We start from the raw sequence: 22,488 nt of genomic DNA on the forward strand, positions 1-22,488 counted from the left end.
CCGTGTGGTGTGGGTCGGGGCGGGTCGTGGGTGGGGCGGGGGTCAGGTGAGGAGGAAGTCGGCCTTGCCCGACTTGGCTCCCTGGATGAACGCGGCGATCTCCCCGTGGGTGTAGATCAGCGCGGGTCCGTCGGGGTCGGCGGACTGGCGGACCGCGACCCGACCGTCGGCGAGCTTCATCGCCTCGACGCAGTTGCCGCCGTTGCCGCCGCTCCACGGCTTGTGCCACCCCTCGGCGCCGAGCTCGGCGGCGGGCATGCCGTTGTATATGCGCTCTGCGCTATCCATTCACAGCTCCTTGCGGAAACCCCTGAGGATTTCCTTCGTACGTTGTGCCGTGGCGGCCTGGGCCGCCATGCGGTCCATGACCTCGAGGTGGGAGGCCACCTCGGGGCGCGCGTCGAGATAGACCGCGCCGGTCAGGTACTCGCTGTAGACCATGTCCGGCAGTTCCGGTACGGCGAAGCGGAAGAGGACGAACGGTCCGTAGGTGCCGGGGTGGTGACCGGTCGCGAACTCGGCGACCTGGAGGGTGACGTTCGGCAGCTCGGCCGCCTCCAGCAGCCGGTCGATCTGCGCCCGCATCACGGCGGGGCCGCCGCCCACGGGACGGCGCAGCACCGTCTCGTCCATGATCACCCAGAACTTCGGCGCGTCGGGGCGGGTGAGCAGGGACTGCCGCTCCATACGGAGCGCCACGTGGCGCTCGATGGCGTCGTCCGCGACCTGGCCCACGGCTCCCCCGCGCAGGATGGCGCGGGCGTACTCCTCGGTCTGGAGGAGGCCGGGCACGAACTGCGGCTCGTAGGCCCGGATGACGCTCGCGGCGCCCTCCAGGCTGACGTACATGCTGAACCAGCCGGGCAGGACGTCGTGGAAGCGCTGCCACCAGCCGGGCTTGTTGGCGTCCTCGGCCAGCCGGACGAAGCCGTCCGCCTCGTCGGCGGGCACCCCGTAAGCCTGCAGCAGCAGCTGCACGTAGGGGATCTTCAGCGCGACTTCCGCGGTCTCCATCCTGCGGACCGTGGCCGGGGCCACGCGGAGCACCTTGGCGGCCTCTTCCCGCTTCAGGCCCGCCCGCTCCCGCAGATCCTGCAGACGCTTGCCGAGTACGACCTGTCCCACGGTGGGGGCGGACCGCGGCTCGCTCACTTAAGACCTCCCCACGCGCTGTTTCGACGAGTGTGCCATGCGAGGGGCAGATCGAACACCACACTCTGCATTTTTCAGAGTGCCACTTGCCAAGTGTCCGTCTCGGGAGGAAAGTATTCCGGTGAACCAGTTCGTGAACCAGTTCACGCGGCTGCCGCGCTCCGCCACGGGAGAGGCGACGCACGGCGCCGCTTCTCCACGTTAGGAATCGGCTCGTGGCTCCTGGTAATGCGCTCACCCCCCGGCTCATAGCCCCACGACCCCCGATCTCCGCCGACGTCCGCCGTTTCTCGTTCGAGCTGCCCGCCCGCGCGGAATCCGTCGCCAGAGCCAGACACCTCGTCGAGGAACGGCTGGTGCTGTGGGAGGTGGACGGCACCGTGTGCGAGGCGGTGACCCTGGTGGTCTCCGAGCTGGTCACCAACGCCGTGATACACACGGTCAGCCACCGGCTGGTCTGCGAACTGCGCGACTGCGGCGAGCAGTTGCGGGTCTGCGTCCAGGACGAGGGCTGCCCCGCCGCCGCGCCCCGGCTGCGACGCGGCTCGCCCGAGGAGGGCGGCCGGGGACTGCTGCTCGTGGACGCCGTCAGCAGCGCGTGGGGCGCTCACGACGCGCGGCACGGGGCGGGGCGCGTCGTCTGGGCGGAGCTGGCGCACCAGGGCGCCGGCGGCCCGGAGAACCCGTGCTGAGGACGATGGCCACGCTGCTGTCGGCGCGTGGCAGGCGGTCGACCGGCCGGACCGGTGAGCCCGAGGGCGAGGTGCGGCTCGTGCTGCCCCCGTCGCTCCCCGCCTCGCTGGGCTGCGACGCGGTCGGGGTACCGGCGCGGTACGGCTTCCGGCTGCTGTCGCGGCTGCCCGGAGACGGGTGCGTGTTCGCCGACGCCGAGTGGTGGTGGTGGATCGTCCCGGCCGGCTCGGACGCCGACCTGCGGTGGCCGCTGCCCGCCTGTTACGCGCGGGAGGCGTACGTCCCGGACCGGCGGCCCCGGCTGATCCAGCGGCCCGGCACGACGTCCCCGTACACCCCCCCGATCCCGCTCTACCTCATGATCTGCCAGCTCACCGGGGTGACGCCCGCCTGGTCCCTGCCGGGCGTCGGCACCCGCCTCTGACCCACCTGACCGCTGTGGCTCCGGCCACGGCGGCCGGCTCGCGCGGCCCCGGCTGGGGGGCAGGGCCGCGCGAGCCGCGGGTGCGGCTTGGTTCTACGGGGGCTTCGCCCCGGGCCCCGCTGCGGCGGGGCTCTTTCGCGTGCGCGAGCGGCCCGAGGGCGTGCGGCACCCGCGTGCGCGGTTTCCGGGGTCTTCGCCCGCCGCCGGCCGCGGGTGGTCCGCCGTTGCTCGGGGCCGTCTCCCCGGGGCCCGGCGGGGCGGGCTGCCCCTGCGCCGGTGCGGCGCCTGCCGGGGGGTGGTGGGCCGTGGCCCCTCCGGGCTCACCTCCTCGGGGCCGGCGGCCTCGGGTTACGCGTGAGGGAACCCCGGCAACGCCTCCCCCAAGCTCTCGGCTTCGCTCGAGCAGGGGGGACCCCCATCCCTGCGGGGGCGACCCGGCACGGCCCCGCCCCGGGCCGGATGCCGACTGCGGGACGGTGGGTGGCGCTCCCCCCTCCCGGGTGCGTTGCCGGGCGCGGGACGGCGGGGCGGGGGGTGGGCACGGCCCCGGCCCGGCCGGTGGGTGACTGCGGGCGGTGGGTGGCGGGCACCGCCCCCGCCCGGTACGTCGCCGGGTGCGGGGGGACCCCCGTATGGGGTCCTCGGGGGGTGCAAGGGTTTTCCCCGTATCGGGTTCAGCTCGGGTTTCCCTACTGTCTGCCGCACCGGAGGTTCCCGTGCACCTGGCTGTCAGGTGCATGTAAGTCGCCGGTGACGGCTCCGTCCCAGGGGTCGTCGCGTCGGCGGCGGCGCGAGGGGCGTACCCGGCCCGGGGACCACGGATTGCCACCCCCACGGCACGTCCGCGGACCCCACGCGCCCGCCGACCGTCGCGCCCTGCACCGTCAGCCGCTCCGGGAGTCGCCGGAGCTGCCCTGAAAGGGAACACCTTGAACGGTTCCAGGCGGAGACTCATATCCGTCGTGGCGGCGAGCGCCACGATCCTCGGCGTGACCGCCACCTCCTCGGTGGCGCTCGCCGTAGAGGCCACCCCCACCCCCCAGCCGGCCTCCCAGGCCATGTCCACGCTGCCGAGCGCACCGGTGGACAAGCTGATCGTCACCTACAAGTCCCGTACCGCCGAGGCCACGTCGAACACCGCGGCCAAGACCGACACCGCCGCCAAGAGCGCGGAGACGGGCGAGAAGCTCAGCTTCGAGCGCCGCCTGGCGAGCGGGGCCGCGCTGGTCGACCTCGCGGCGGGCGCCGGCAAGGACGACGTCACCGAGGTCATGAACGCCTTCCGGGCCGACCCGCAGGTCGCCTCGGTGGAGGCCGACATCCGCGCCTACGCGATGGCCGTCACGCCCAACGACACCGAGTACGCCAAGCAGTGGGACCTCTTCGAGGCCACCGGCGGCATGAACGTGCCCGGCGCCTGGGACAAGACCACCGGCAGCGGCGTCACGGTGGCCGTCATCGACACGGGTTACGCCGCGCACAGCGACCTGAGCGGCAACACCGTCTCGGGCTACGACTTCATCTCCACCTCCGCCGACGCCCGCGACGGCAACGGCCGCGACGCCGACCCCGCCGACGAGGGCGACTGGAACGCCACCGACGGCGAGTGCGGTCCCGGGTCCGAGGCGAGCGACTCCTCCTGGCACGGCACCCACGTCGCCGGCACCATCGCGGCGACCACCCACAACGCCAAGGGCGTCGCGGGCATCGCGTACGGGTCGAAGGTCCAGCACGTCCGTGTGCTCGGCAAGTGCGGCGGCTCGTCGTCGGACATCGCCGACGCGATCACCTGGGCGTCCGGCGGCAGCGTGCCCGGCGTCCCGGCGAACCCGAACCCGGCCAAGGTCATCAACATGAGCCTCGGCGGTCCGAGTTCGAGCTGCCCGAGCGTCTACCGGAACGCCATCGACGGGGCCGTCGCGCGCGGCACGACCGTCGTCGTCGCGGCCGGCAACAGCAACGCCAACGCGTCCGGCTTCACCCCCGCCAACTGCGCGGGCGTCATCAACGTGGCGTCCACCAGCCGTGAGGGCAACCGTTCGTTCTACTCGAACTACGGCTCCATCGTCGACGTCTCCGCCCCCGGCGGCGAGACCCGCCGCGGCACCGACACGCCCGGCACCGTCACCACGCCCCAGAACGGCATCCTCTCCACGCTGAACTCCGGCACCACGACCAGGTCGCTGGAGAACTACCAGCCGTACCAGGGCACCTCGATGGCCGCCCCGCACATCGCCGGTCTGGCCGCGCTGCTGAAGTCGGCCAAGTCGACGCTGACCCCGGCCCAGATCGAGTCCGCGATCAAGGCCAACGCCCGCCCGCTGCCGGGCACCTGCACGGGCGGCTGCGGCACCGGCATCGCCGACGCCACCAAGACCGTGAACGCCGTGACCGATACTACCACCCCCGGTACCGGAGCGGCGTTCACGAACTCGTCGAACGTGACGATCTCGGACAACGCCACCGTGTCGTCCTCGATCGCCGTCACCGGCCGTACCGGCAACGCGCCGGCCGCGCTCAAGGTCGACGTCGACATCAAGCACACCTGGCGCGGTGACCTGGTCGTCGACCTGGTCGCCCCGGACGGCACCGCGTACCGGCTGAAGAACTCCAGCGGCAACGACTCGGCCGACAACGTCCTCGCCTCGTACACGGTCGACGCGTCCGCCGAGACCGCGAACGGCACCTGGAAGCTTCAGGTCCGGGACGTGGCGACGGGTGACACCGGCTACATCGACTCCTGGGGCCTGACCTTCTGATCCCCCGGTAAGACGTACGTCTTTGCAGGTCAGGGCGTGCCCGCGGCTTCCCGCCGCGGGCACGCCCGCTTGTGTGTTCGTCCACATACCGGACAGGACACCTGGACTCCCGGGGCCGAGTTCGTATCCTTCGCTCGCGGGACAGATCGCGAACGGGTTCGCGAACGGGTCGCGGGCAGGGGGTCCGCGCCGGAGGGTGGTGGTCGCAGGTGAGGTCGGCGCCGTACCCCTCCGCGCCATGCGCCCCCTCGACGTACGGCGGCGGCCAGCAGCCGGAACGACCCGCCCCGGTCGGCCGGGCCGACCTGCTGGCCCGCTGCGAACGCGTCCTGCTCAGCCGGGGGCGCGCCCTGCTGACCGGGCCGCCCGGGGTCGGCAAGACCGAGGTGGCCCAGGCCGCCGCCGAGCAGGCCTCGGCGCGCGGCGAGACGGTCGTGTGGCTCGCCCCGCAGCCCGCGGACCAGGGCATGGCCGGGGCGGCCGCGGCGGCGCTCGTCGCCTCCGTACCCGCCTTCGCGCTCGACGGCCTGCCGGGGCCGCAGCGCGAGGCCGTCGCCGTGCTCTGCCGGGAGTCCGCCGCGCCGGCCCTCGGCTGGGACCCGATCGCCCTGCGGCTGGCCCTCGCGGGCATCCTGCGCACCCTGGCCGAACGGTCCCCCGTCCTCCTGGTCGTCGACGACGCCCAGCGCATCGACGCCGACAGCGCGGACCTGCTCCGGTTCGCCCTGCACCTCGCGCCGCCCGCGCTGCGGGTGGTCGCCGTCGAGACGCCGGCGCTGTACGCGGGCGGCGGGGCCGCCGCCGGGGGCGCGCCCATGCCCCTGTGGGTGGCCTCCGAGGCCGACATCCTGCTGGTGCCGCCGCTCCAGGCCGACGAGATGGCCGAGCTCCTGGTCCACCACCGGCTGCCGTCCCGGCTCGCCGGGCGCATCCACCGGGCCAGCGGCGGCAACCCCCGCCTCGCGCTGGCCGTGGGCCGCTCCCTGGCCGACGCCCGCACGCCGGTGCACCACGCCGAGGCACTGCCGCTGTCGGGGCGCGCCCGGGACGTCGCGCGCCGGATGCTGGCGCCCGCCTCCGCCTCCGTACGGGCGACGCTGCTGCTCGCCGCGCTGGCGCTGCGCCCCACCACCGCGCTGCTGCGCCGGGCGGGGCGGCCGACGGCGGAGGCGGAGCTGGCCGCCGCGGAGCGCGCCGGACTGATATCCCTGACCGAGGACGGGACGGTGGCGTTCACGGCCGGGCTCCTGCCGACCACGCTGGTCCACGACACCTGCTGGACCGAGCGCAGCGAGGGGCACGCCGCGCTCGCCGGGGTGGCGGACGACCCGGTGGAGGCGGTACGGCACCGGGCGCTGGCCAACGACGTGCCCGACGAGGAGCTGGCCGCCGAGGTCGCCGCGGCGGCCGACACGGCACGCCGGCGCGGCAACAGCACCCTCGCCGCCGAACTGGCGCTGCTGGCCGCCGAGACGACCCCCGCGAACCTGGGCCGCCGCCGGCTGGACCGGCTGGTGGACGCCGCCGAGGAGGCGGCCCGGGCCGCCCGCGCGGACCTGGCGATGCGTGCCGCGGCCGACCTGCTGGCCCGGGACGCGACGCCCGCCGACCGGGTCAGGGCGCGGCTCGCCGTGCTGGACACGGCGGGCCAGGGGCTGACCGATCTGGACGAGATCTACGTCCACGCGATGGAGGACTCCGAGGGGGAGCCCGCGCTGCGGGCCGCGGTGCAGCTGCGCCTGGCGGTGAAGTACGTCCTCGCGGACGGCGACCCGGTGCGGTCCCGGGCCGCGGCGGTCGAGTCGGCGGCCCTCGCCAGGTCAGTGGGCGACCGGCACACCGCCGTGCAGGCGCTGACCCAGCAGGCCCGGATGGACCGGGTGCTCGGCTCGCCGGACGCGGAGCGGACGCTGGCCGAGGCGCGGGCCCTGGAGATGACCGACCGGCCGCTCGGGGTCCGCAACACCGCCCAGATCCTGACGATCCGCCACGCCCTGTTCGACGACCGTCTCACCGAGGCCCGTGACCAGCTGTACGCGCTGCTGCCGCTGGTCGAGCGGCGCGGCCCGGTCGAGGACGCGATCGAGTTGTTCCGTACGCTCGCCGAGGTGGAGGCGCGGCGCGGTCAGTGCGCGGCGGCGCTGGGGCACGCCGAGCGGTCGCTCGCGCTGACGCTGGAGGCGGGGCTCTCGCCGGGGCCCGCGTGGTACGCGCTGGCGCTGGCCGAGACCGCGGGCGGCAGTTTCGCGCGGGCCGCCGGGTACGCGCGGCGCAGCGTCCGGGCGTCGGAGGAGGAGGGCGACCACGTCTTCCTGTCACGCAGCCTGTACGCGCTGGGGCGCGTCCAACTGATCACCGGGGACGTCGCGGGGGCGCTGGAGGCGCTGCGGCGGGTGCGGGACGGCGAGGGCACCCAGTGCGCGGTGGACCCGTCCATGCTGCGCTGGCACGAGGAGCTGGCCGAGGCGCTGCTCGCGGGCGACGCCCTGGACGAGGCGCAGGCCCTGCTGGCCGATGTGGGCCCGGTCGCGGAACGGCTGGGCCGCTCCACCGTGCTGCTCGGCTGTGACCGGGTGTACGCGCTGTGCCTGGCCGCGGGCGGCAAGACCGACGAGGCGGTGGACCTGCTGGTGGAGACGGCCGACCGGTTCGCCGCGCACGGGCTCGTGCTGGAGCAGGGGCGCTGCCTGATCGCCCTGGCGCGGGTGGAGCGGCGTCGCCGCAGGCGGTCGGCCGCGCAGGCGGCGATGCAGGCGGCGTCCGCGGTGTTCGAGCGGGCGGGCGCCGTGCCGTGGCTGGGGCTGACCGCGGAGAGCCCGTCCCCCGCCGATTCGGCCCCGGCGCCCGCCGCCGGGACCGCCCTGTCCCGGCTGACCGAGGCCGAGCTGCGGCTCGCCCGGCTCGTCGGCGAGGGCGCCAGCAACCAGGAGGCGGCGGCGCGGCTCTACCTGAGCGTGAAGACGGTCGAGGCGCGGCTGACCCGGATCTACCAGAAGCTGGACGTCCGCTCCCGCGCCCAGCTGGCGACGGCCCTCAACGGACCCGCCGCGACCGCGCGCTGAGCCTGCCGCGCCCCGGAGACCGGCATACGCTGAAAGCAGCAGTCGCTCCAATGGTGGGAGGCGTTATGACATTCGTCCAGATCATCGACTGCAAGACCGACCGGGTCGAGGAGATGAACCGGCTGCTGGACAGCTGGGCCGAGGCGACCCAGGGTAAGCGGACGGCCACGCACGCGATGATGGGCCGGGACCGTTCGGACTCCACACACGTGCTGGAGATCGTCGAATTCCCTTCCTACGAGGAGGCGATGGAGAACTCGCGGCTGCCCGAGACCAACCGGATCTTCCAGGAGATGACGGCCCTGTGCGACGGCGAGCCGACCTTCACCGACCTGGACGTCGTCCGGGACGAGCAGCTCAACAAGCTCGTCGTCCAGCGGTTCGTCGACCAGGTGATCAACCAGGCGAACGCGTCCGCCGCCGACGAGCTGTGCACCGCCGGCTACCGCGAGCACGACCCCGGCAATTCCTCGTACGACGTGGACCTGGAGACGGCGAAGAACGAGACCCGGGAGATCATGGAGGCGTTCGAGCCGAGGTGCACCATCGAGGGCCTGGTGGCCGAGGGTGACACCGTGTGCTGCCGCATGTCGTTCACGGGCCGCCACGTCGGCGCGTACCGCGGCATCGAGGCGACCGGCCGCGAACTGGCCATCACCGGGCACGCCACGTTCCGCTGCGAGGGCGGCAGGATCGCGGAGAGCTGGTGGAACGTCGACGAGATGGGGCTGATGCGTCAGCTGGGCGTCGTGTCGGAGGGATAGCCCGCCCATCGATGGTGCGTTATATCGCTTGGTGCGTCCGTCGCACCGCCGTAGGGTCGCGGGCATGTCCGTGCGACGTCGTATGCGTGAAGCCCTGCCGGAGGCGATGCGGGCCCGGGACAGGACGGCGGTGAGCGCCCTGCGCTCCACCCTCGCCGCCCTGGACAACGCCGAGGCGGTGCCGGTGGACGAGTCGGCACCGCGTGCGACGGCGATCGAGGGACTGCCGGCCGGAGCCGGTGCCACGGAGGCCGCCCGCCGTGAGCTGACCGAGTCCGGTGTGGTGGACCTGGTACGCGCCGAGGCGGCCGAACGGCTGGACGTGGCGGCCCGGTTGACCGCCCCCGCCCCCGCCCACGCCGAGCGCGCCGCACGCCTCCGCGCGGAGGCGGCCGTGCTGCTGCGCTTCCTGGAGACCACCGACAGCCAGGGCTCCCGCAGCGTGTAGGGCCCGGGAGCGGCGGTCAGGGTCTCCCGGGCGCCGTCAGGTCTCCCGGCGCCGTCAGGGCGTCGCCGTGAGCAGGGAGTCGTCCTCCGGCCGGGCGCCCGGCAGGCGGTGGCGGGCGGCGACCAGGGCCGTGTCCACGTCCGCCGTCCCGGTGGCCACGCACAGGGTGCGGGCGAGTTCGTCCATGCGGTCCCTGACCTCCTCGGTGCCCGCCTCGGCGTGCAGCAGCCGCAGGGTCTCGTACTGCTCGACCAGGTTGTTCAGGACGGCGGGGTGAGCCATCAGCACGGTGGTCTCCTTCCTGACGACGGGCGCCGGTTGTCTCGTGGGGGCCTGCTACCCGGTGATCCGTTCCGCATGCCCGGGCGTTCCGGAACCGGCGAACGCGCTAGCTTCACCCCATGACCAGCGCAGCCGCCCCCGCCTTCGCCGAGGCGCTCACCTCCTCGGACTCCCCCCTCGTCCTGGACGGCGGGCTGTCGAACCAGCTGGAGGCCGCCGGGCACGACCTGAGCGACGAGCTGTGGTCGGCGCGGCTCCTCGCCGACCGGCCGGAGGCGCTCGTGGCGGCGCACCTCGCCTACTACGAGGCGGGCGCGAGCGTCGTGACGACGGCCGGCTACCAGGCCACCTTCGAGGGCTTCGCGCGTCGCGGCATCGGGCACGACCGGGCAGCCGGGCTCCTGGCGCTCAGCGTCGAGCTGGGCCGTGAGGCGGCCCGGCGCGCCGGGGCCAGGGCGCCCGGCCGGCCGCTGTGGGTGGCCGCGTCCGCGGGACCGTACGGCGCGATGCTCGCCGACGGGTCGGAGTACCGGGGCCGGTACGGTCTGGGCGTCGCCGAGCTGGAGCGGTTCCACCGCCCGCGGCTGGAGGTGCTGGCCGCCGCCCGTCCCGACGTCCTGGCGCTGGAGACCGTGCCGGACGCGGACGAGGCGCGGGCCCTGGTGCGGGCGGTGCGCGGGCTCGGCGTGCCGGCGTGGCTGTCGTACACGGTCGAGGGGGACCGGACGCGGGCGGGCGACCCGCTGGAGGAGGCGTTCGCGGTGGCGGCGGCGTGCGAGGAGATCGTCGCCGTCGGGGTGAACTGCTGTGCGCCCGAGGACGCCGGGCGCGCGGTCGCGGTCGCGGCGCGGGTCACCGGCAGGCCCGTGGTGGTGTACCCGAACAGCGGTGAGGCGTGGGACGCGGAGGCCCGGACGTGGCGCGGGCGTTCGACGTTCTCGGCCGCCCGGGTGAGCGACTGGCGGGAGGCGGGGGCGCGGCTGATCGGCGGCTGTTGCCGCGTCGGGCCGGACGAGATCGCCGAGCTGGCCGCGAGGAGCGGTGCGGGCCCGACGCGCTGACCGTTCGGCCGTTGACCGGCTCGGTGCCGGTCGATCACCATGCCGGTGTCGCTGATGTGCCGACGCCCGGGAGTGATGCGATGCCGACCGCGCCCGTCCACCGCACACCGCCGCGCGTCCGCACCCCGCCGCTGTTCGCGAGGCGCGGGCGCGAGAGGCCGGTGTCCCTGGCATGAGCGTTCCCGGCATGAGCGTTCCCCGCGTGTCCGCGTACCTCCGGCTGCCGCCCGACGACCGGGAGTCGAGCCCGTGGACCGGGTTCACCCGGGCCCACTGGGAGGCGGCCGCGGACGGGCTGGTGCGGGCCGCGTGGCGATGGGCCACGCCGGGCGGGGCGCTGCTGGACCTGCCGGGGCGGCCGTCGCGCTCCGGGGTGCGCTCCGACGGGCTCGAGGGGTACGCGCGGACGTTCCTGGCGGCCGCGTTCCGCGTCGCGGGCGCCGGTGGGGCCGATCCGTACGGGCTGCTCGGCCGGTACGCGGACGGGCTGGCGGCCGGCACGCGCGCCCCCGGCCGCGAGGACACCGAGTCGTGGCCGCTGATCCTCGACCACCATGTGCGGGGCCAGCCGATGGTCGAGTCGGCGTCCGTGGCGCTCGGGCTGCGGCTGACCCGGCCGTGGCTGTGGGACCGCCTCGACGACGGTGTGCGGGACCGGGTCGAGGAGTGGCTGCGGGGCGCGCTGGGGCACCTGCCCGCGCCCAACAACTGGTACCTCTTCCCGCTGACCGTCGCCGGGTTCCTGGAGTCGGTGGGGCGCGGCGACGCCGGGACGCGGCGGGCCGTCGAGCGGGGGCTGGAGCTGCTGGAGGGCTGGTACCGGGGTGACGGCTGGTACACGGACGGCGACGGTCGTGCCTTCGACCACTACAACGGCTGGGCCCTGCACCTGTACCCGGTGCTGCACGCCCACCTCGGGGGCGACGCCGCCCTGCTCGGCGTGTACGGGCCGCGGCTGCGGGAGCACCTGGAGGGGTTGTCGCTGCTGTTCGGCGGCGACGGGGCGCCGGTGCACTTCGGCCGGTCGCTGACGTACCGCTTCGCGGCGGGTGCGGCGGTGGGCCTCGGGGCGGTGACCGGCCACTCGCCGCTGGCTCCCGGGGTCTCGCGGCGGCTGCTGAGCGGGTGCCTGCGGTACTTCCTGGAGCGGGGCGCGGTGGACGCGCGGGACGGGCTGCTGACGCCCGGCTGGCACGGCCCCCACGAGGCGTCGCTCCAGGCGTACTCGGGCCCCGCCTCGCCGTACTGGGCGTCCAAGGCGTTCGTGGCGCTGCTGGCCCCGGCGGCTGATCCGCTGTGGACGGCGCGGGAGGCGGCGGCGCCGGTCGAGGACGGCGGCGACCGGGTGCTGGCGCTGCCCGCGCCGGGGCTGCTGGTGCAGACGACCGGGGCGGACGGGGTGGCCCGGCTGCACAACCACGGCAGCGACCACGTGCACCCGTCGCAGGGCGACACGGCCGGCGCGCACGACGTGCTGTACGGGAGGTTCGCCTACTCCACGCGTACGGGACCGACGTCCGCCGCCAACCCGGCGGACAATCTGCTGTCCGTCGAGGTGGGCGGGGTGGCGTCGGTGCGCTGCCGGATCCGGCCGCTGGGCGCGGGACATGGCGACGGCTGGGGGTGGGCGGCCTCCTGGCACCGGCCGGTGTTCGCGTCCGGCCCGCCGATGGTGCCGGGGCTGTGCGCGTCGAGCGTGACGGTGGCGCGCGGCCGGTACGAGCTGCGGGCGCACCGGGTGGTGGGCCTGCCGCGCGGGGCGCGGGTGCGTCTGTCGGGCTGGGCGACCGGCCCGGACGAGCCGCTCGTGTCGCAACTGCGGGGCCTGTACGGGTGGGAGGTCCCGGACGCCGAGGAGGTGCGCGCCCCGCAGGGCACCGCGTTCACCCGCTGGGCGGTGCTCCCCCGGCTGTCCACCGCCCCGTCCGGCGGCGGCACGGCGGTGCTGGTGGCGCTGGCGTCCCTGACGGCCGGCCCGGACGCGGCGCCGCTCGCGGGCGTGGCGGAGGTGGTGCGGGGGTCCGCCGAGCGGGCGGACGGTGAGGTGGTGGAGGTGCGGTGGGCGGCGGACGGGTCGGTCACCCGGATCGCGTTCACCGCCGGCGCGTGCGCCCCGGGGGTGTCGGTCACGCACGCGCCGTAGACAGGGTGCGGTCGGCGGCCTGGAAGGTGCGGCGGTAGGCCAGCGGGGAGACGCCGATCGCGGCGTGCAGGTGCTGGCGCAGGGAGGTCGCCGTGGCGAAGCCCACCTCGCCGGCGATCCGGTCCACGGGCAGGTCGGTGGACTCCAGCAACTGGCGTGCGCGGGCGACGCGTTGCTGGATGAGCCAGCGGCCGGGGCTCATGCCCGTCTCCTCGCCGAACCGGCGGGCGAAGGTGCGGGCGCTCATCCGCGCGTGCCGGGCGAGGTCGGCGAGGGTGAGCGGGAGGTGCAAGTTCTCCAGCGCCCAGTGCCGGGTGGCGCCGGTGCCCTGCTCGGAGGTCTCGGGCACCGGCTGCTCGATGTACTGGGCCTGGCCGCCGTCGCGCCAGGGCGGCACCACGCACTTCCTGGCCACCTGGTTGGCCACCGCGCTGCCGTGGTCCTCGCGCACGACGTGCAGGCAGACGTCCACGCCCGATCCGGCGCCCGCCGAGGTGAGGACCTCTCCGCCGTCGATGAACAGGACGTCGGGGTCGAGTTCCACGTGCGGGAAGAGCTGCCGGAAGCGGGGCACCAGCGACCAGTGGGTGGTGGCGGTCCGGCCGTCGAGCAGGCCCGCCGCCGCCAGCAGGAAGGCGCCGGTGCAGATGGACACGATCCGGGTGCCCGGGCGGATCCGCGCGAGCGCGTCGGCGACCGGCCGGGACAGCTCGCCGGCGGTGGCGAGCTCCATGTCGTACGGCGGGATGACCACCGTGCCGGCGGTGGCCAGCGCCTCCGGCCCGTGCTCGACGGTGATGGAGAAGTCGGAGCCGGTGCGCACCGGACGGCCGTCGGCGGAGCAGGTCAGCACCTCGTACCGGCCGTCCGCCGATCCGAAGACCCGGTTGGGGATGCCCAGTTCGAAGGGATACACGCCGTCGAGGGCGAGGACTACCACACGGTGCATGGCACGATCCTATCGCAAAGTGGCAATCTTGCCATTTCCCGGGGGCACCGGCCCCGGCACAGTGGAACGCATGACAACGACAGCAACCATGCGAGCCATCAGCCAGGACGTCCACGGCGGACCCGAGGTCCTCAAGGAGGTGGAGCTCCGGCGCCCGGAGCCGGGCCCCAGCCAGGTACTGGTCCGTGTCCGCGCGGCGGGCGTCAACCCCACCGACTGGAAGCACCGCGGCGCCACGATGTTCCTGGGCGAACCGCCGTACGTCCTCGGCTGGGACGTCTCCGGAGTCGTGGAGGCGGTCGGCATGGGCGTCACCCTGTTCAAACCCGGCGACGAGGTCTTCGGGATGCTGCCCTACCCGTTCGGCGTCGGCTCCCACGCCGAGTACGTGACCGGCCCCGCCCGCGCCTTCGCCCACAAGCCGGCCGGCGTCGACCACGTCCAGGCGGGCGCCCTGCCGCTGGCCGCGCTGACCGCCTGGCAGGCGCTGGTGGACACCGCTCGGGTCGAGGCCGGGCAGCGGGTCCTGATCCACGCGGCGGCGGGCGGGGTCGGGCACCTCGCCGTGCAGATCGCCAAGGCGCGCGGGGCGTACGTGATCGGCACCGCCAGCGCGGGCAAGCACGCGTTCCTGAAGGAGCTGGGCGCCGACGAGGTGATCGACTACCGGGAGACGGACTTCGCCGAGGAGGTCGGCGACGTGGACGTCGTCCTGGACACCATCGGGGACGACGACTACCGCGCCCGCTCGCTGCGCACGCTGCGCCGGGGCGGCCTGCTGGTGTCCATCCTCCCGATGGGCGGCGAGGAGCTGGCGGCCCGCGCGGAGCCGCTCGGCGTGCGTACGGCGCTGATGCTGGTCGAGGCCGACCACGCGGGCATGAACGCGATCGCGCGGCTCGTCGAGGAGGGCAGCCTGCGCGCGGCCATCGCGGGCACGTTCCCGCTGGCGGAGGCCGCCAAGGCCCACGAGCTGGGCGAGACGGGCCGGACGGCCGGCAAGCTGGTCCTGACCGTCGGCTGACGCGCCACGCGCCGCCGTCACGCGCCGCGCCCGGTCCGGTCACCCCGGGCCGGGCGCGGCAGCGTGACACCTTCCGCCCTGAGGCGTTGTCCGGGTCATGGACGGTACGAACACTGAACAGAAACGATTGACCCGCGCCGCCGCGCCCGCCTCCGCGGTGCCCACCGTGGGCGTGGTCGTGGCGCGCACGGGCCGGCTGGCGCGGCTGGGGGACCCGCTGGCGTACGCGATGGACGTGCTGGGGCCGAAGCTGCGGGGGCGGCTGCGCCTGGTGGCGCGCGACAGCCGCTCGGGCGCCGGGGGCGCGCGGCAGGCGGTGCGGGAGCTGGTGGAGGTGGAGGGCGCCCGGATCGTGCTGACGCTGGCCGGCACGGAGGTGCTGCCGGCGGTCGCGGGCGCCTGCGAGGAGGCGGGCGTCCCGTGCCTGTCGAGCGCCTTCCCGTGGCAGGTGTACTACTACGGCGGCCGGCGGCGGCGCTGGACGTACCACTTCTGCTGGGGTCTCGACGACATCGCGGAGACCTTCGCCGACCTGTGGGAGGCCTCCGGGGGCACGGAACGGACGGTCGGGTGCCTGTGGAACGACGGCCCCCAGGGCTCCTGGTCGCGCCGCGACACGCACGGTTTCCTGCCCGCCGCACGCGCGCGGGGACACCGCCTGGTGGACCCGGCCGGGTACCGGGAGCCGGCCGCCGCCCTGGACGGGCACGTCACGGCTTTCCGGGAGGCGGGCGTGGACGTCGTCACCAGCGCGGCGACGGGGGCGGACCTCGGTGTGTTCCGCCGCGAGGCCACCGCCCGGGGGCTGCGGCCGCGGCTGATCACCTGCTCGCGGTGGCTGGCCTACCCGCCCGCCCCCGGGACGCCGGCCGGGCAGGCACCCCAGGCGAACGTGGCGACGCTCGTGTACTGGACGCCCGGCCACCCCTACCGCTCGTCCCTCGACGGCACGACCCCCGCGGAGCTGGCCGAGGGGTACGAGCGGGCCACGGGCGACCAGTGGCTCCAGCCGCTGGGCCTGGCGTACGCCCTGTTCGAGGTGGCCGCGCACGCCCTGGCCACGGCGACGGACCCCACGGTCCCCGAGTCGGTGGCCGCCGCGCTGGGCGCGACCCGGCTGGAGACGATCGCGGGCCTCCTCGACTGGACGTCCGGCCCCGAACCGCACATCGCCACGGTGCGGCTGGCGGGCGGTCAGTGGCAGCGGGGCCGGACGCACCCGTACGAACTGGTGGTCGTCGACAGCCGGCGGGTGGAAGGGCTGCGGGCGGACGGGGAGTTGCTGCCCCTCGGCGCCACCGACCAGATGTCAACCGGGGGTTGACGCTTCCCTGCTGTCAACCTACGGTTGACACATGACGAAGCCACTCGGTCTGGCACAGCCCGTCCGCCTCGACGACCTCATCGCGGCCATCAAGAAGGCCCACCCCGACACGCTCGACCAGCTCTCCGGGGCCGTGATCGCCGCGGACCACCTCGGCGAGGTGGCCGACCACCTGATCGGACACTTCGTGGACCAGGCCAGGCGCTCGGGCGCCTCCTGGACCGACATCGGCCGGAGCATGGGCGTCACCCGGCAGGCCGCCCAGAAGCGGTTCGTCCCGAAGGCCGGCGAGCCCTCGGACCTGGACCCCGCCCAGGGATTCGGCCGCTTCACGGAGCAGGCCCGCAACGTCGTGATGGCCTCGCAGAACGAGGCCCGCTCGGCCGGCAACGACGAGATCCGCACCGAGCACCTGCTGCTCGGCCTGCTGCACGAGCCCGAGACGCTCGCCGCCCGGGCGCTCACCGCACAGGGCGCGCCCCCCGACACGGTCCGGGAGGCGGCCACCGCGGCGCTGCCCCCGGGCACGGACGACGCGCCCGACCTCGTCCCCTTCGACGCCCCGGCCAAGAAGGTCCTCGAACTGACCTTCCGCGAAGCCCTCCGCCTCGGCCACGACCACGTCGGAACCGAGCACATCCTGCTCGCCCTGCTGGAGTTCGAGGACGGCGACGGTCTCCTCACCCGCCTCGGCGTCGACAAGGCGGCGACGGAAGCACACGTGACGGCGGCGGGGGGCGCCGAGGAGGACTAGGACTACGGTCCGACCGGCCGCCGGACCGGTCAGCCCCCGGGACCCTGCGGGTAGGCGAGCGCGACGTACGCCCAGCGTGCCGCGCCCACCGCCAGGAAGACCAGGGGCGGCGCAAGCCACCAGGGGCTGAGCGCGCGCCGCCGGACGGGGAGCAGGGCGAGCAGGAAGGCGCTGACGCCCAGCGCGACCAGCAGCGCCGACGCGAACTCGATGCCGGTCAGCGTCTGCTCGTCCCACGTCCCCCGCGGCCGGGCCACGAGAGCCCCGTAGGCGACGTAGCAGCTGAGCAGGTTCGCGAGTACCAGGAGCACACCCCACGGCCCTCGCGGTTCCTGACGGTCGCTCCGCTCGCCAGGCCCACCCCCGGTCACCACCAGTACGCGGGGTAGCTCGGGGCGCGGGGGCGGAGGCGGGAGGCGGCGTACTCGGCGAGGACGAGGAGCGTCGCGGCGCCGGTGAGCAGGGGGACGAACCGTTCGGGCGCGGGGGTCTGGAGGACGATGACGACGGTGGTGGCGCAGGCCGGGGAGTGCGGGGCGCGGGCGACCATCAGGAGGGCGAGGGTGACTCCCGCCGCGACCGCCGCCACCCAGGGGCTGCTGCCGGCGACGGCGAGCGCCGTGTAGCCGACGGCGGCGCCGATGAGGTGGCCGGCGAGGACGGAGCGGGGCTGGGCGAGGGGCAGCGTGGGCGCGCTGTGCACCAGGGCGGCGCTGGCGGCCAGCGGGGGTATCAGCACCGGCTCGTGGATGACCGCGCCGATCGCGGCGAGGACGAGGAGGCCCGTGGTGGCGGCGGTGAAGCTGTAGAGCGCCCCGGTGAGGGCGGGGCGGGCGGGGGCGTCGCCCTTGACGATCCGGTACCGCAGCGGCGTACGGGCGGGGGCGGGCCGGGCGGTCTCGGTGGGCGGCATGGGGTCGGCACTCAGCACGAACATCTCCGGGGCGGGCGGCACACGGCCGGTCGGGGGCAGGTCTGGAGCGGTCGGTGCTGTGCGGAGCACGCCCTGTGGTCGACAGTGCGCTGACCTTGCGCCGTCCCGGTCGGTCGGGCGCAGTCCGCCGTCGATGGTACCGATGGAGGGGGCACCTATCTGCGGGGGGCTCCGGCCCGCGGCGGCGCGCCGGTCCTTAGGCTCGTCCGCAGCGGGGCCCGCCGGGCGCGGTCCCGGCCCGGGCCGTACGACGGAAGGAGTCGCGATGCGCGTCGCGCTGTTCGTCACGTGTGTCAACGACGCGGTGTATCCCGCGACCGGGGTCGCCACGGTGCGGCTCCTGGAACGCCTCGGCGTCGCCGTGGACTTCCCCGCCGCCCAGACGTGCTGCGGCCAGCCGCAGTACAACACGGGCTACCGGGGTCAGGCCGCGACGCTGGCGCACCGCACGGCGCGGGCGTTCGAGGGGTACGAGTACGTCGTGACCCCGTCGGGTTCGTGCGCGGCGATGGTGCGCGACCACTACGCCGGGCTGGGCGAGCCGGGGCTCGGGCCGCGGACGTACGAGCTGACGGAGTTCCTGGTGGACGTGCTGGGCGTGACGGACGTCGGGGCGTACTTCCCGCACCGCGTGGCGTACCACCCGTCGTGTCACGGGCTGCGGTTGCTGCGCCTCGGCGAGCGGCCGCGCCGGCTGCTGGAGGCGGTCAGGGGCCTGGAGCTGGTGGAGCTGCCGGGCGCGGAGGAGTGCTGCGGGTTCGGGGGGACGTTCGCGGTGAAGAACCCGGCCGTGTCGGTGGCGATGGGGCGGGACAAGGTGCGGGGCGCCGTGGCGACGGGGGCGGAGGTGTTGTGCGGCGCGGACAACTCGTGTCTCATGCACATCGGCGGCGTCCTGCGGCGCGAGGGCGAGCGCGTGCGGGCGGTGCACATCGCCGAGATCCTGGCCGCCACGGAAGAGGAGCCGCTGCGGTGAGTGGAACGTTTCTGGGCATGCCCGCCTTCCCCGAGGCGGCCCGGGAGGCGGTGGCCGATCCGGTGCTCCGGGCGAACCTCCGGCACGCCACGCACACCATCCGCGAGAAGCGGGCCCGCGCGGTCGCCGAGCTGGACGACTGGGCGCTGCTGCGCGAGGCGGGCAAGGCCATCAAGGACCGTACGCTGCGCCATCTCGACACGTACCTGGTGCAGCTGGAGGAGGCCGTCACCGCGGCCGGGGGCACGGTCCACTGGGCGGCGGACGCGGCCGAGGCGAACCGTGTCGTGACCGGTCTGGTGAAGGCGACCGGCGAGCGGGAGGTCGTCAAGGTCAAGTCGATGGCGACGCAGGAGATCGGCCTGAACGAGGCGCTGGAGGCCGAGGGGATCTCCGCGTACGAGACGGATCTCGCCGAGCTGATCGTGCAGTTGGGCGAGGACCGGCCGTCGCACATCCTGGTGCCGGCGATCCACCGCAACCGCGGGGAGATCCGGGACGTCTTCCGCGACCGGATGGCCGACTGGGGCCGGCCGGCGCCGGACGACCTGACCGACGCGCCCGCCGACCTCGCGGAGGCGGCACGGCTGCACCTGCGGGAGAAGTTCCTGCGGGCGAAGGTGGGGATCTCGGGGGCGAACTTCATGGTCGCCGAGACGGGCACGCTGGTGGTGGTCGAGTCCGAGGGGAACGGGCGGATGTGCCTGACCCTGCCGGAGACGCTGATCTCGGTCGTCGGCATCGAGAAGGTGGTGCCCACCTGGCGCGACCTGGAGGTGTTCCTCCAGACGCTGCCGCGGTCGTCGACGGCCGAGCGGATGAACCCGTACACCAGCATGTGGACGGGGACGGCGGACGCCGACGGGCCCGGCGCCTTCCACCTGGTGCTGCTGGACAACGGCCGCACCGGCGCGCTCGCCGACGAGGTGGGCCGCCAGGCGCTGCGCTGCATCCGCTGCTCGGCGTGCCTGAACGTGTGCCCGGTGTACGAGCGGGCCGGCGGGCACGCGTACGGTTCGGTCTACCCGGGCCCGATCGGCGCGATCCTCACCCCACAACTGCGCGGCACGGCGAGCGACATCGACGCCTCGCTGCCGTACGCGTCGTCGCTGTGCGGGGCGTGCTACGACGTGTGCCCGGTCGCCATCGACATCCCCGAGGTGCTGGTGCACCTGCGCGGCGAGATCGCCGGGCGGGGCGGGAAGGGGCACCGGCTGGAGCGGGCGGCGATGCGGGCGGCGACCTGGCTGCTGGACCACCCCGGCGCCCTCGCCACCGGTGAGCGCCTGGCCTCCGCGACGCGCGCGGCGCACCCGTCGCGGCCGCCGGGCGCCGGCGCGTGGACGGAGGGCCGCGACCTGCCCGAGCTGCCGGAACGCCCGTTCCGCGACTGGTGGAAGAGGAACCGCGCATGAGCTCCCGCTCCCGTGAGCAGATCCTCGCCCGCGTCCGCGCGGCCGTCGCCGGCGCCCCGGACGCCCCGGAGCCCGCCCGTGACTACCGCACGAGCCACGCACCGGACGACCCGGGCGCCCTGCTGGACCTGCTGCACCGCAACCTGGCCGAGTACCGGGCGCACGTCCACCGCGCGACGGAGGGTGAACTGCCGTCGGCGATCGGCGGGTTGCTGACCGCGTGCGGCGCGTCCTCGGTCGCGGTGCCGCCCGGGCTGCCCGCGCACTGGCTGGCGGAGACGGCCGCCGAGCGGCGCCACGACACGGCGGGACGCCCCCTGTCGCCGTACGACCTCGACTCCACCGACGCCGTCGTCACGGGCTGCGCCCTGGCGATCGCCGAGACCGGCACGATCGTGCTGGACGCGACGGAGGGCCAGGGTCGCCGCGCCCTGACCCTCGTCCCGGACCTGCACGTCTGTGTCGTCCGCGCGCCCGGCCAGGTCGTCGCCTCGCTCCCGCTGGCTCTGCCGCGGCTGGACCCGTCGCGTCCGCTGACCTGGATCTCGGGGCCGTCGGCCACCAGCGACATCGAGCTGGACCGGGTGGAGGGCGTGCACGGTCCCCGTACGCTCCACGTCGTGCTGGTCACCGACGGCTGAGGGGGGCCGGCGGGGCGCTCCAGGGCCGGGGGCGGGGGCGCGTGCGGGGCACGGGTGGGGGCGCGCGTCCGGGCGTGCGCTGCGGCGCGACACGCGCACACGGACGCCAATACGCCATCACTTTGCGTCACACCTATTCACTACGCGTGATGACGCGTGGTGGGTTCCGTGCCCTGTCCGACCGGCCGCCCGCCGCGTGGATCATACGAAAGGGAAAGCAGCCCATGGCAGTCGAGACCCGCCCGGCCCCCGCGGCACCGACGATCCAGACGCAGGAGCACATCCAGCTCAGCCTCAGCACGCGGGCGGCGCGCAATCTCGCGACGACCACCAAGTCCCAGCCCCAGATGCAGGAGATCAGCTCGCGCTGGCTGCTGCGCAAGCTGCCGTGGGTGCACGTGCCCGGTGGCACCTACCGGGTCAACCGACGGTTGTCGTACGCCGTCGGCGACGGCCGGGTGACCTTCGTGCAGACCGGTGCCAAGGTGCAGGTCGTACCGGCCGAGCTGGGCGAACTGCCGCTGCTGCGCGGCTTCACCGACCCCACGGCGCTGGCGGCGCTGGCCGACAAGTTCGTCCAGAAGGAATACGAGCCCGGCCAGGTCATCGTGGAGACGGGCCGCAAGGCCGATCAGGTCTTCCTGATCGCGCACGGCAAGGTCGAGAAGATCGGCAGGGGCAAGTACGACGACGCCGAGACGCGGCTGGGCATGCTCGCCGACGGTGACTCCTTCGGCGGCCGGATGCTGGCCTGCGACAACGGCAGCAAGTGGGAGTTCACGGTCCGCGCCACCACCCGCACCACGGCGCTCGTGCTGTCGCAGACCGCGTACAAGCAGGTGGCGAGCCAGTACGAGGGCCTGCGCGACCACGTCCAGGGCTTCACGTCCAACGGGCACCGGCCGACGAACAAGTACGGCGAGGTCGAGATCAGCTTCCTCTCCGGCCACGACGGCGAGCCGAACCTGCCGACGACGTTCGTGGACTACGAACTCGAGCCGCGTGAGTACGAGTTGAGCGTCGCGCAGACCGTGCTGAAGGTGCACAGCCGGGTCGCGGACCTGTACAACCAGCCGATGAACCAGACGGAGCAGCAGCTCAAGCTCACCGTCCAGGCGCTGCGCGAGCGCCAGGAGCACGAGCTGGTCAACAACCCGGAATTCGGGCTGCTCCACAACACGGACTACGACCAGCGCATCCAGGCCCACTCCGGCGCACCGACCCCGGACGACCTCGACGACCTGATCAGCATGCGCCGCAACACGCAGTACCTGTTCGCGCACCCGCGCACCATCGCCGCGTTCGGCAAGGAGTGCAACAAGCGGGGCCTGTACATCGGCAGCGTCGACGTCGGCGGGCACCAGATCCCCGCCTGGCGCGGCATCCCCCTCCTGCCGTGCGGGAAGATCCCGATCACCGAGCACCACACGTCGTCGATCATCGCGATGCGTACCGGCGAGGACAACGAGGGCGTCATCGGCCTGTTCCAGACGGGGCTGCCGGACGAGTACGAGCCGGGGCTCAACGTCCGCTTCATGGGCATCGACGAGAAGGCGATCATCTCCTACCTCGTCAGCACCTACTACTCCGCCGCGGTCCTGGTTCCGGACGCCATCGGCATCCTGGAGAACGTCGAGGTACGGCCCCGCGCCGAGTAGTCGGACCGCACCGCACCCTCCGGGG

21 protein-coding genes are annotated in these 22,488 nt (G+C 74.5%); 15 read left to right on the plus strand and 6 right to left on the minus strand.

What is annotated here, in order from left to right:
* Positions 1-42: 42 nt before the first annotated feature.
* Positions 43-288: a DUF397 domain-containing protein gene (locus EIZ62_RS04765; RefSeq protein ID WP_064072405.1), complete on the minus strand. Its 246-nt coding sequence runs from the start codon at positions 286-288 to the stop codon at positions 43-45.
* Positions 289-1,152: a helix-turn-helix domain-containing protein gene (locus tag EIZ62_RS04770; protein WP_156691461.1), complete on the minus strand. Its 864-nt coding sequence runs from the start codon at positions 1,150-1,152 to the stop codon at positions 289-291.
* A 215-nt stretch (positions 1,153-1,367) separates the two neighbouring features.
* On the opposite strand from EIZ62_RS04770, the gene EIZ62_RS04775 reads away from it, so the two are divergent.
* From EIZ62_RS04775 to EIZ62_RS04800, 6 genes are all read left to right on the plus strand, one after another.
* The gene (locus EIZ62_RS04775) at positions 1,368-1,844 is read left to right on the plus strand and encodes an ATP-binding protein (RefSeq protein ID WP_156691462.1); all 477 of its coding nucleotides are present in this window, start codon (positions 1,368-1,370) and stop codon (positions 1,842-1,844) included.
* Between the two features lie 5 nt (positions 1,845-1,849).
* Positions 1,850-2,269 (plus strand): hypothetical protein, encoded by a 420-nt coding sequence (locus EIZ62_RS04780; protein WP_156696208.1) that lies wholly within the window; start codon positions 1,850-1,852, stop codon positions 2,267-2,269.
* Positions 2,270-3,327: 1,058 nt separating this feature from the next.
* A complete protein-coding gene (locus EIZ62_RS04785; RefSeq protein ID WP_156696209.1) occupies positions 3,328-5,028 on the plus strand; it encodes a S8 family peptidase in 1,701 nt (566 codons plus the stop codon).
* Between the two features lie 305 nt (positions 5,029-5,333).
* Positions 5,334-8,090 carry a helix-turn-helix transcriptional regulator gene (locus tag EIZ62_RS04790; RefSeq protein WP_244376116.1) on the plus strand — a complete coding sequence of 919 codons (2,757 nt, stop codon included), beginning with the start codon at positions 5,334-5,336 and terminating at the stop codon, positions 8,088-8,090.
* A 65-nt stretch (positions 8,091-8,155) separates the two neighbouring features.
* Positions 8,156-8,854 (plus strand): ester cyclase, encoded by a 699-nt coding sequence (locus EIZ62_RS04795; RefSeq protein WP_156691464.1) that lies wholly within the window; start codon positions 8,156-8,158, stop codon positions 8,852-8,854.
* Between the two features lie 106 nt (positions 8,855-8,960).
* Complete coding sequence (locus tag EIZ62_RS04800; protein WP_156696210.1) at positions 8,961-9,302, plus strand: hypothetical protein; 342 nt, start codon at positions 8,961-8,963, stop codon at positions 9,300-9,302.
* 54 nt (positions 9,303-9,356) lie between these two features.
* On the opposite strand, the gene EIZ62_RS04805 is transcribed toward EIZ62_RS04800, so the two are convergent.
* Positions 9,357-9,590, minus strand: coding sequence for a DUF5133 domain-containing protein (locus tag EIZ62_RS04805; protein WP_156691465.1), 234 nt, complete (start codon positions 9,588-9,590; stop codon positions 9,357-9,359).
* Between the two features lie 113 nt (positions 9,591-9,703).
* Between EIZ62_RS04805 and mmuM the strand changes: the two genes are divergently transcribed.
* Together mmuM and EIZ62_RS04815 are read left to right on the plus strand one after the other, a co-directional pair.
* The gene (mmuM, locus tag EIZ62_RS04810) at positions 9,704-10,645 is read left to right on the plus strand and encodes a homocysteine S-methyltransferase (RefSeq protein WP_156691466.1); all 942 of its coding nucleotides are present in this window, start codon (positions 9,704-9,706) and stop codon (positions 10,643-10,645) included.
* A gap of 187 nt (positions 10,646-10,832) precedes the next feature.
* Positions 10,833-12,788, plus strand: a complete 1,956-nt coding sequence (locus EIZ62_RS04815; protein WP_156691467.1) for a DUF2264 domain-containing protein — start codon at positions 10,833-10,835, stop codon at positions 12,786-12,788.
* On the opposite strand, the gene EIZ62_RS04820 is transcribed toward EIZ62_RS04815, so the two are convergent.
* A complete protein-coding gene (locus EIZ62_RS04820; RefSeq protein WP_156691468.1) occupies positions 12,772-13,737 on the minus strand; it encodes a GlxA family transcriptional regulator in 966 nt (321 codons plus the stop codon). The genes EIZ62_RS04815 and EIZ62_RS04820 overlap by 17 nt on opposite strands.
* A 70-nt stretch (positions 13,738-13,807) precedes the next feature.
* On the opposite strand from EIZ62_RS04820, the gene EIZ62_RS04825 reads away from it, so the two are divergent.
* The 3 genes from EIZ62_RS04825 to EIZ62_RS04835 all read left to right on the plus strand — a co-directional run bounded on the left by EIZ62_RS04825 (position 13,808) and on the right by EIZ62_RS04835 (position 16,839).
* Positions 13,808-14,761 carry an NADP-dependent oxidoreductase gene (locus EIZ62_RS04825; RefSeq protein ID WP_156691469.1) on the plus strand — a complete coding sequence of 318 codons (954 nt, stop codon included), beginning with the start codon at positions 13,808-13,810 and terminating at the stop codon, positions 14,759-14,761.
* Between the two features lie 97 nt (positions 14,762-14,858).
* Entirely contained in the window at positions 14,859-16,085 is a 1,227-nt protein-coding gene (locus EIZ62_RS04830; protein ID WP_156691470.1) for an ABC transporter substrate-binding protein, read from the plus strand.
* A gap of 31 nt (positions 16,086-16,116) precedes the next feature.
* Positions 16,117-16,839: a Clp protease N-terminal domain-containing protein gene (locus EIZ62_RS04835; RefSeq protein ID WP_156691471.1), complete on the plus strand. Its 723-nt coding sequence runs from the start codon at positions 16,117-16,119 to the stop codon at positions 16,837-16,839.
* 29 nt (positions 16,840-16,868) lie between these two features.
* Here the strand turns inward: EIZ62_RS04835 and EIZ62_RS04840 are convergent, their stop codons facing one another.
* Positions 16,869-17,150, minus strand: coding sequence for a hypothetical protein (locus EIZ62_RS04840; protein WP_208827769.1), 282 nt, complete (start codon positions 17,148-17,150; stop codon positions 16,869-16,871).
* A gap of 56 nt (positions 17,151-17,206) precedes the next feature.
* The gene (locus EIZ62_RS04845) at positions 17,207-17,770 is read right to left on the minus strand and encodes an HPP family protein (RefSeq protein WP_280117730.1); all 564 of its coding nucleotides are present in this window, start codon (positions 17,768-17,770) and stop codon (positions 17,207-17,209) included.
* Positions 17,771-18,038: 268 nt separating this feature from the next.
* Between EIZ62_RS04845 and EIZ62_RS04850 the strand changes: the two genes are divergently transcribed.
* The 4 genes from EIZ62_RS04850 (at position 18,039) to EIZ62_RS04865 (ending at position 22,463) form a co-directional block, all read left to right on the plus strand.
* The gene (locus EIZ62_RS04850; RefSeq protein WP_156691472.1) at positions 18,039-18,749 is read left to right on the plus strand and encodes a (Fe-S)-binding protein; all 711 of its coding nucleotides are present in this window, start codon (positions 18,039-18,041) and stop codon (positions 18,747-18,749) included.
* On the plus strand, positions 18,746-20,164 hold the full coding sequence (locus EIZ62_RS04855; protein WP_156691473.1) for a lactate utilization protein B: 1,419 nt from the start codon (positions 18,746-18,748) through the stop codon (positions 20,162-20,164). The genes EIZ62_RS04850 and EIZ62_RS04855 overlap by 4 nt, the downstream gene beginning before the upstream one ends.
* The gene (locus EIZ62_RS04860; RefSeq protein ID WP_156691474.1) at positions 20,161-20,805 is read left to right on the plus strand and encodes a LutC/YkgG family protein; all 645 of its coding nucleotides are present in this window, start codon (positions 20,161-20,163) and stop codon (positions 20,803-20,805) included. The genes EIZ62_RS04855 and EIZ62_RS04860 overlap by 4 nt, the downstream gene beginning before the upstream one ends.
* 224 nt (positions 20,806-21,029) lie before the next feature.
* The gene (locus EIZ62_RS04865) at positions 21,030-22,463 is read left to right on the plus strand and encodes a family 2B encapsulin nanocompartment shell protein (protein WP_156691475.1); all 1,434 of its coding nucleotides are present in this window, start codon (positions 21,030-21,032) and stop codon (positions 22,461-22,463) included.
* Positions 22,464-22,488 lie beyond the last annotated feature (25 nt).

Origin of the sequence: Streptomyces ficellus, from assembly GCF_009739905.1 — a bacterium.
Lineage (GTDB): Bacteria > Actinomycetota > Actinomycetes > Streptomycetales > Streptomycetaceae > Streptomyces > Streptomyces ficellus_A.

Bases quoted from the DNA above. Each gene is read 5' to 3' on its own strand.
- EIZ62_RS04765 (WP_064072405.1), bottom strand. From the start codon at position 288: ATGGATAGCGCAGAGCGCATATACAACGGCATGCCCGCCGCCGAGCTC.
- EIZ62_RS04780 (WP_156696208.1), top strand. From the start codon at position 1,850: ATGGCCACGCTGCTGTCGGCGCGTGGCAGGCGGTCGACCGGCCGGACC.
- EIZ62_RS04785 (WP_156696209.1), top strand. From the start codon at position 3,328: ATGTCCACGCTGCCGAGCGCACCGGTGGACAAGCTGATCGTCACCTAC.
- EIZ62_RS04795 (WP_156691464.1), top strand. From the start codon at position 8,156: ATGACATTCGTCCAGATCATCGACTGCAAGACCGACCGGGTCGAGGAG.
- EIZ62_RS04800 (WP_156696210.1), top strand. From the start codon at position 8,961: ATGCGGGCCCGGGACAGGACGGCGGTGAGCGCCCTGCGCTCCACCCTC.
- mmuM (WP_156691466.1), top strand. From the start codon at position 9,704: ATGACCAGCGCAGCCGCCCCCGCCTTCGCCGAGGCGCTCACCTCCTCG.
- EIZ62_RS04815 (WP_156691467.1), top strand. From the start codon at position 10,833: ATGAGCGTTCCCCGCGTGTCCGCGTACCTCCGGCTGCCGCCCGACGAC.
- EIZ62_RS04820 (WP_156691468.1), bottom strand. From the start codon at position 13,737: ATGCACCGTGTGGTAGTCCTCGCCCTCGACGGCGTGTATCCCTTCGAA.
- EIZ62_RS04825 (WP_156691469.1), top strand. From the start codon at position 13,808: ATGACAACGACAGCAACCATGCGAGCCATCAGCCAGGACGTCCACGGC.
- EIZ62_RS04830 (WP_156691470.1), top strand. From the start codon at position 14,859: ATGGACGGTACGAACACTGAACAGAAACGATTGACCCGCGCCGCCGCG.
- EIZ62_RS04835 (WP_156691471.1), top strand. From the start codon at position 16,117: ATGACGAAGCCACTCGGTCTGGCACAGCCCGTCCGCCTCGACGACCTC.
- EIZ62_RS04850 (WP_156691472.1), top strand. From the start codon at position 18,039: ATGCGCGTCGCGCTGTTCGTCACGTGTGTCAACGACGCGGTGTATCCC.
- EIZ62_RS04860 (WP_156691474.1), top strand. From the start codon at position 20,161: ATGAGCTCCCGCTCCCGTGAGCAGATCCTCGCCCGCGTCCGCGCGGCC.
- EIZ62_RS04865 (WP_156691475.1), top strand. From the start codon at position 21,030: ATGGCAGTCGAGACCCGCCCGGCCCCCGCGGCACCGACGATCCAGACG.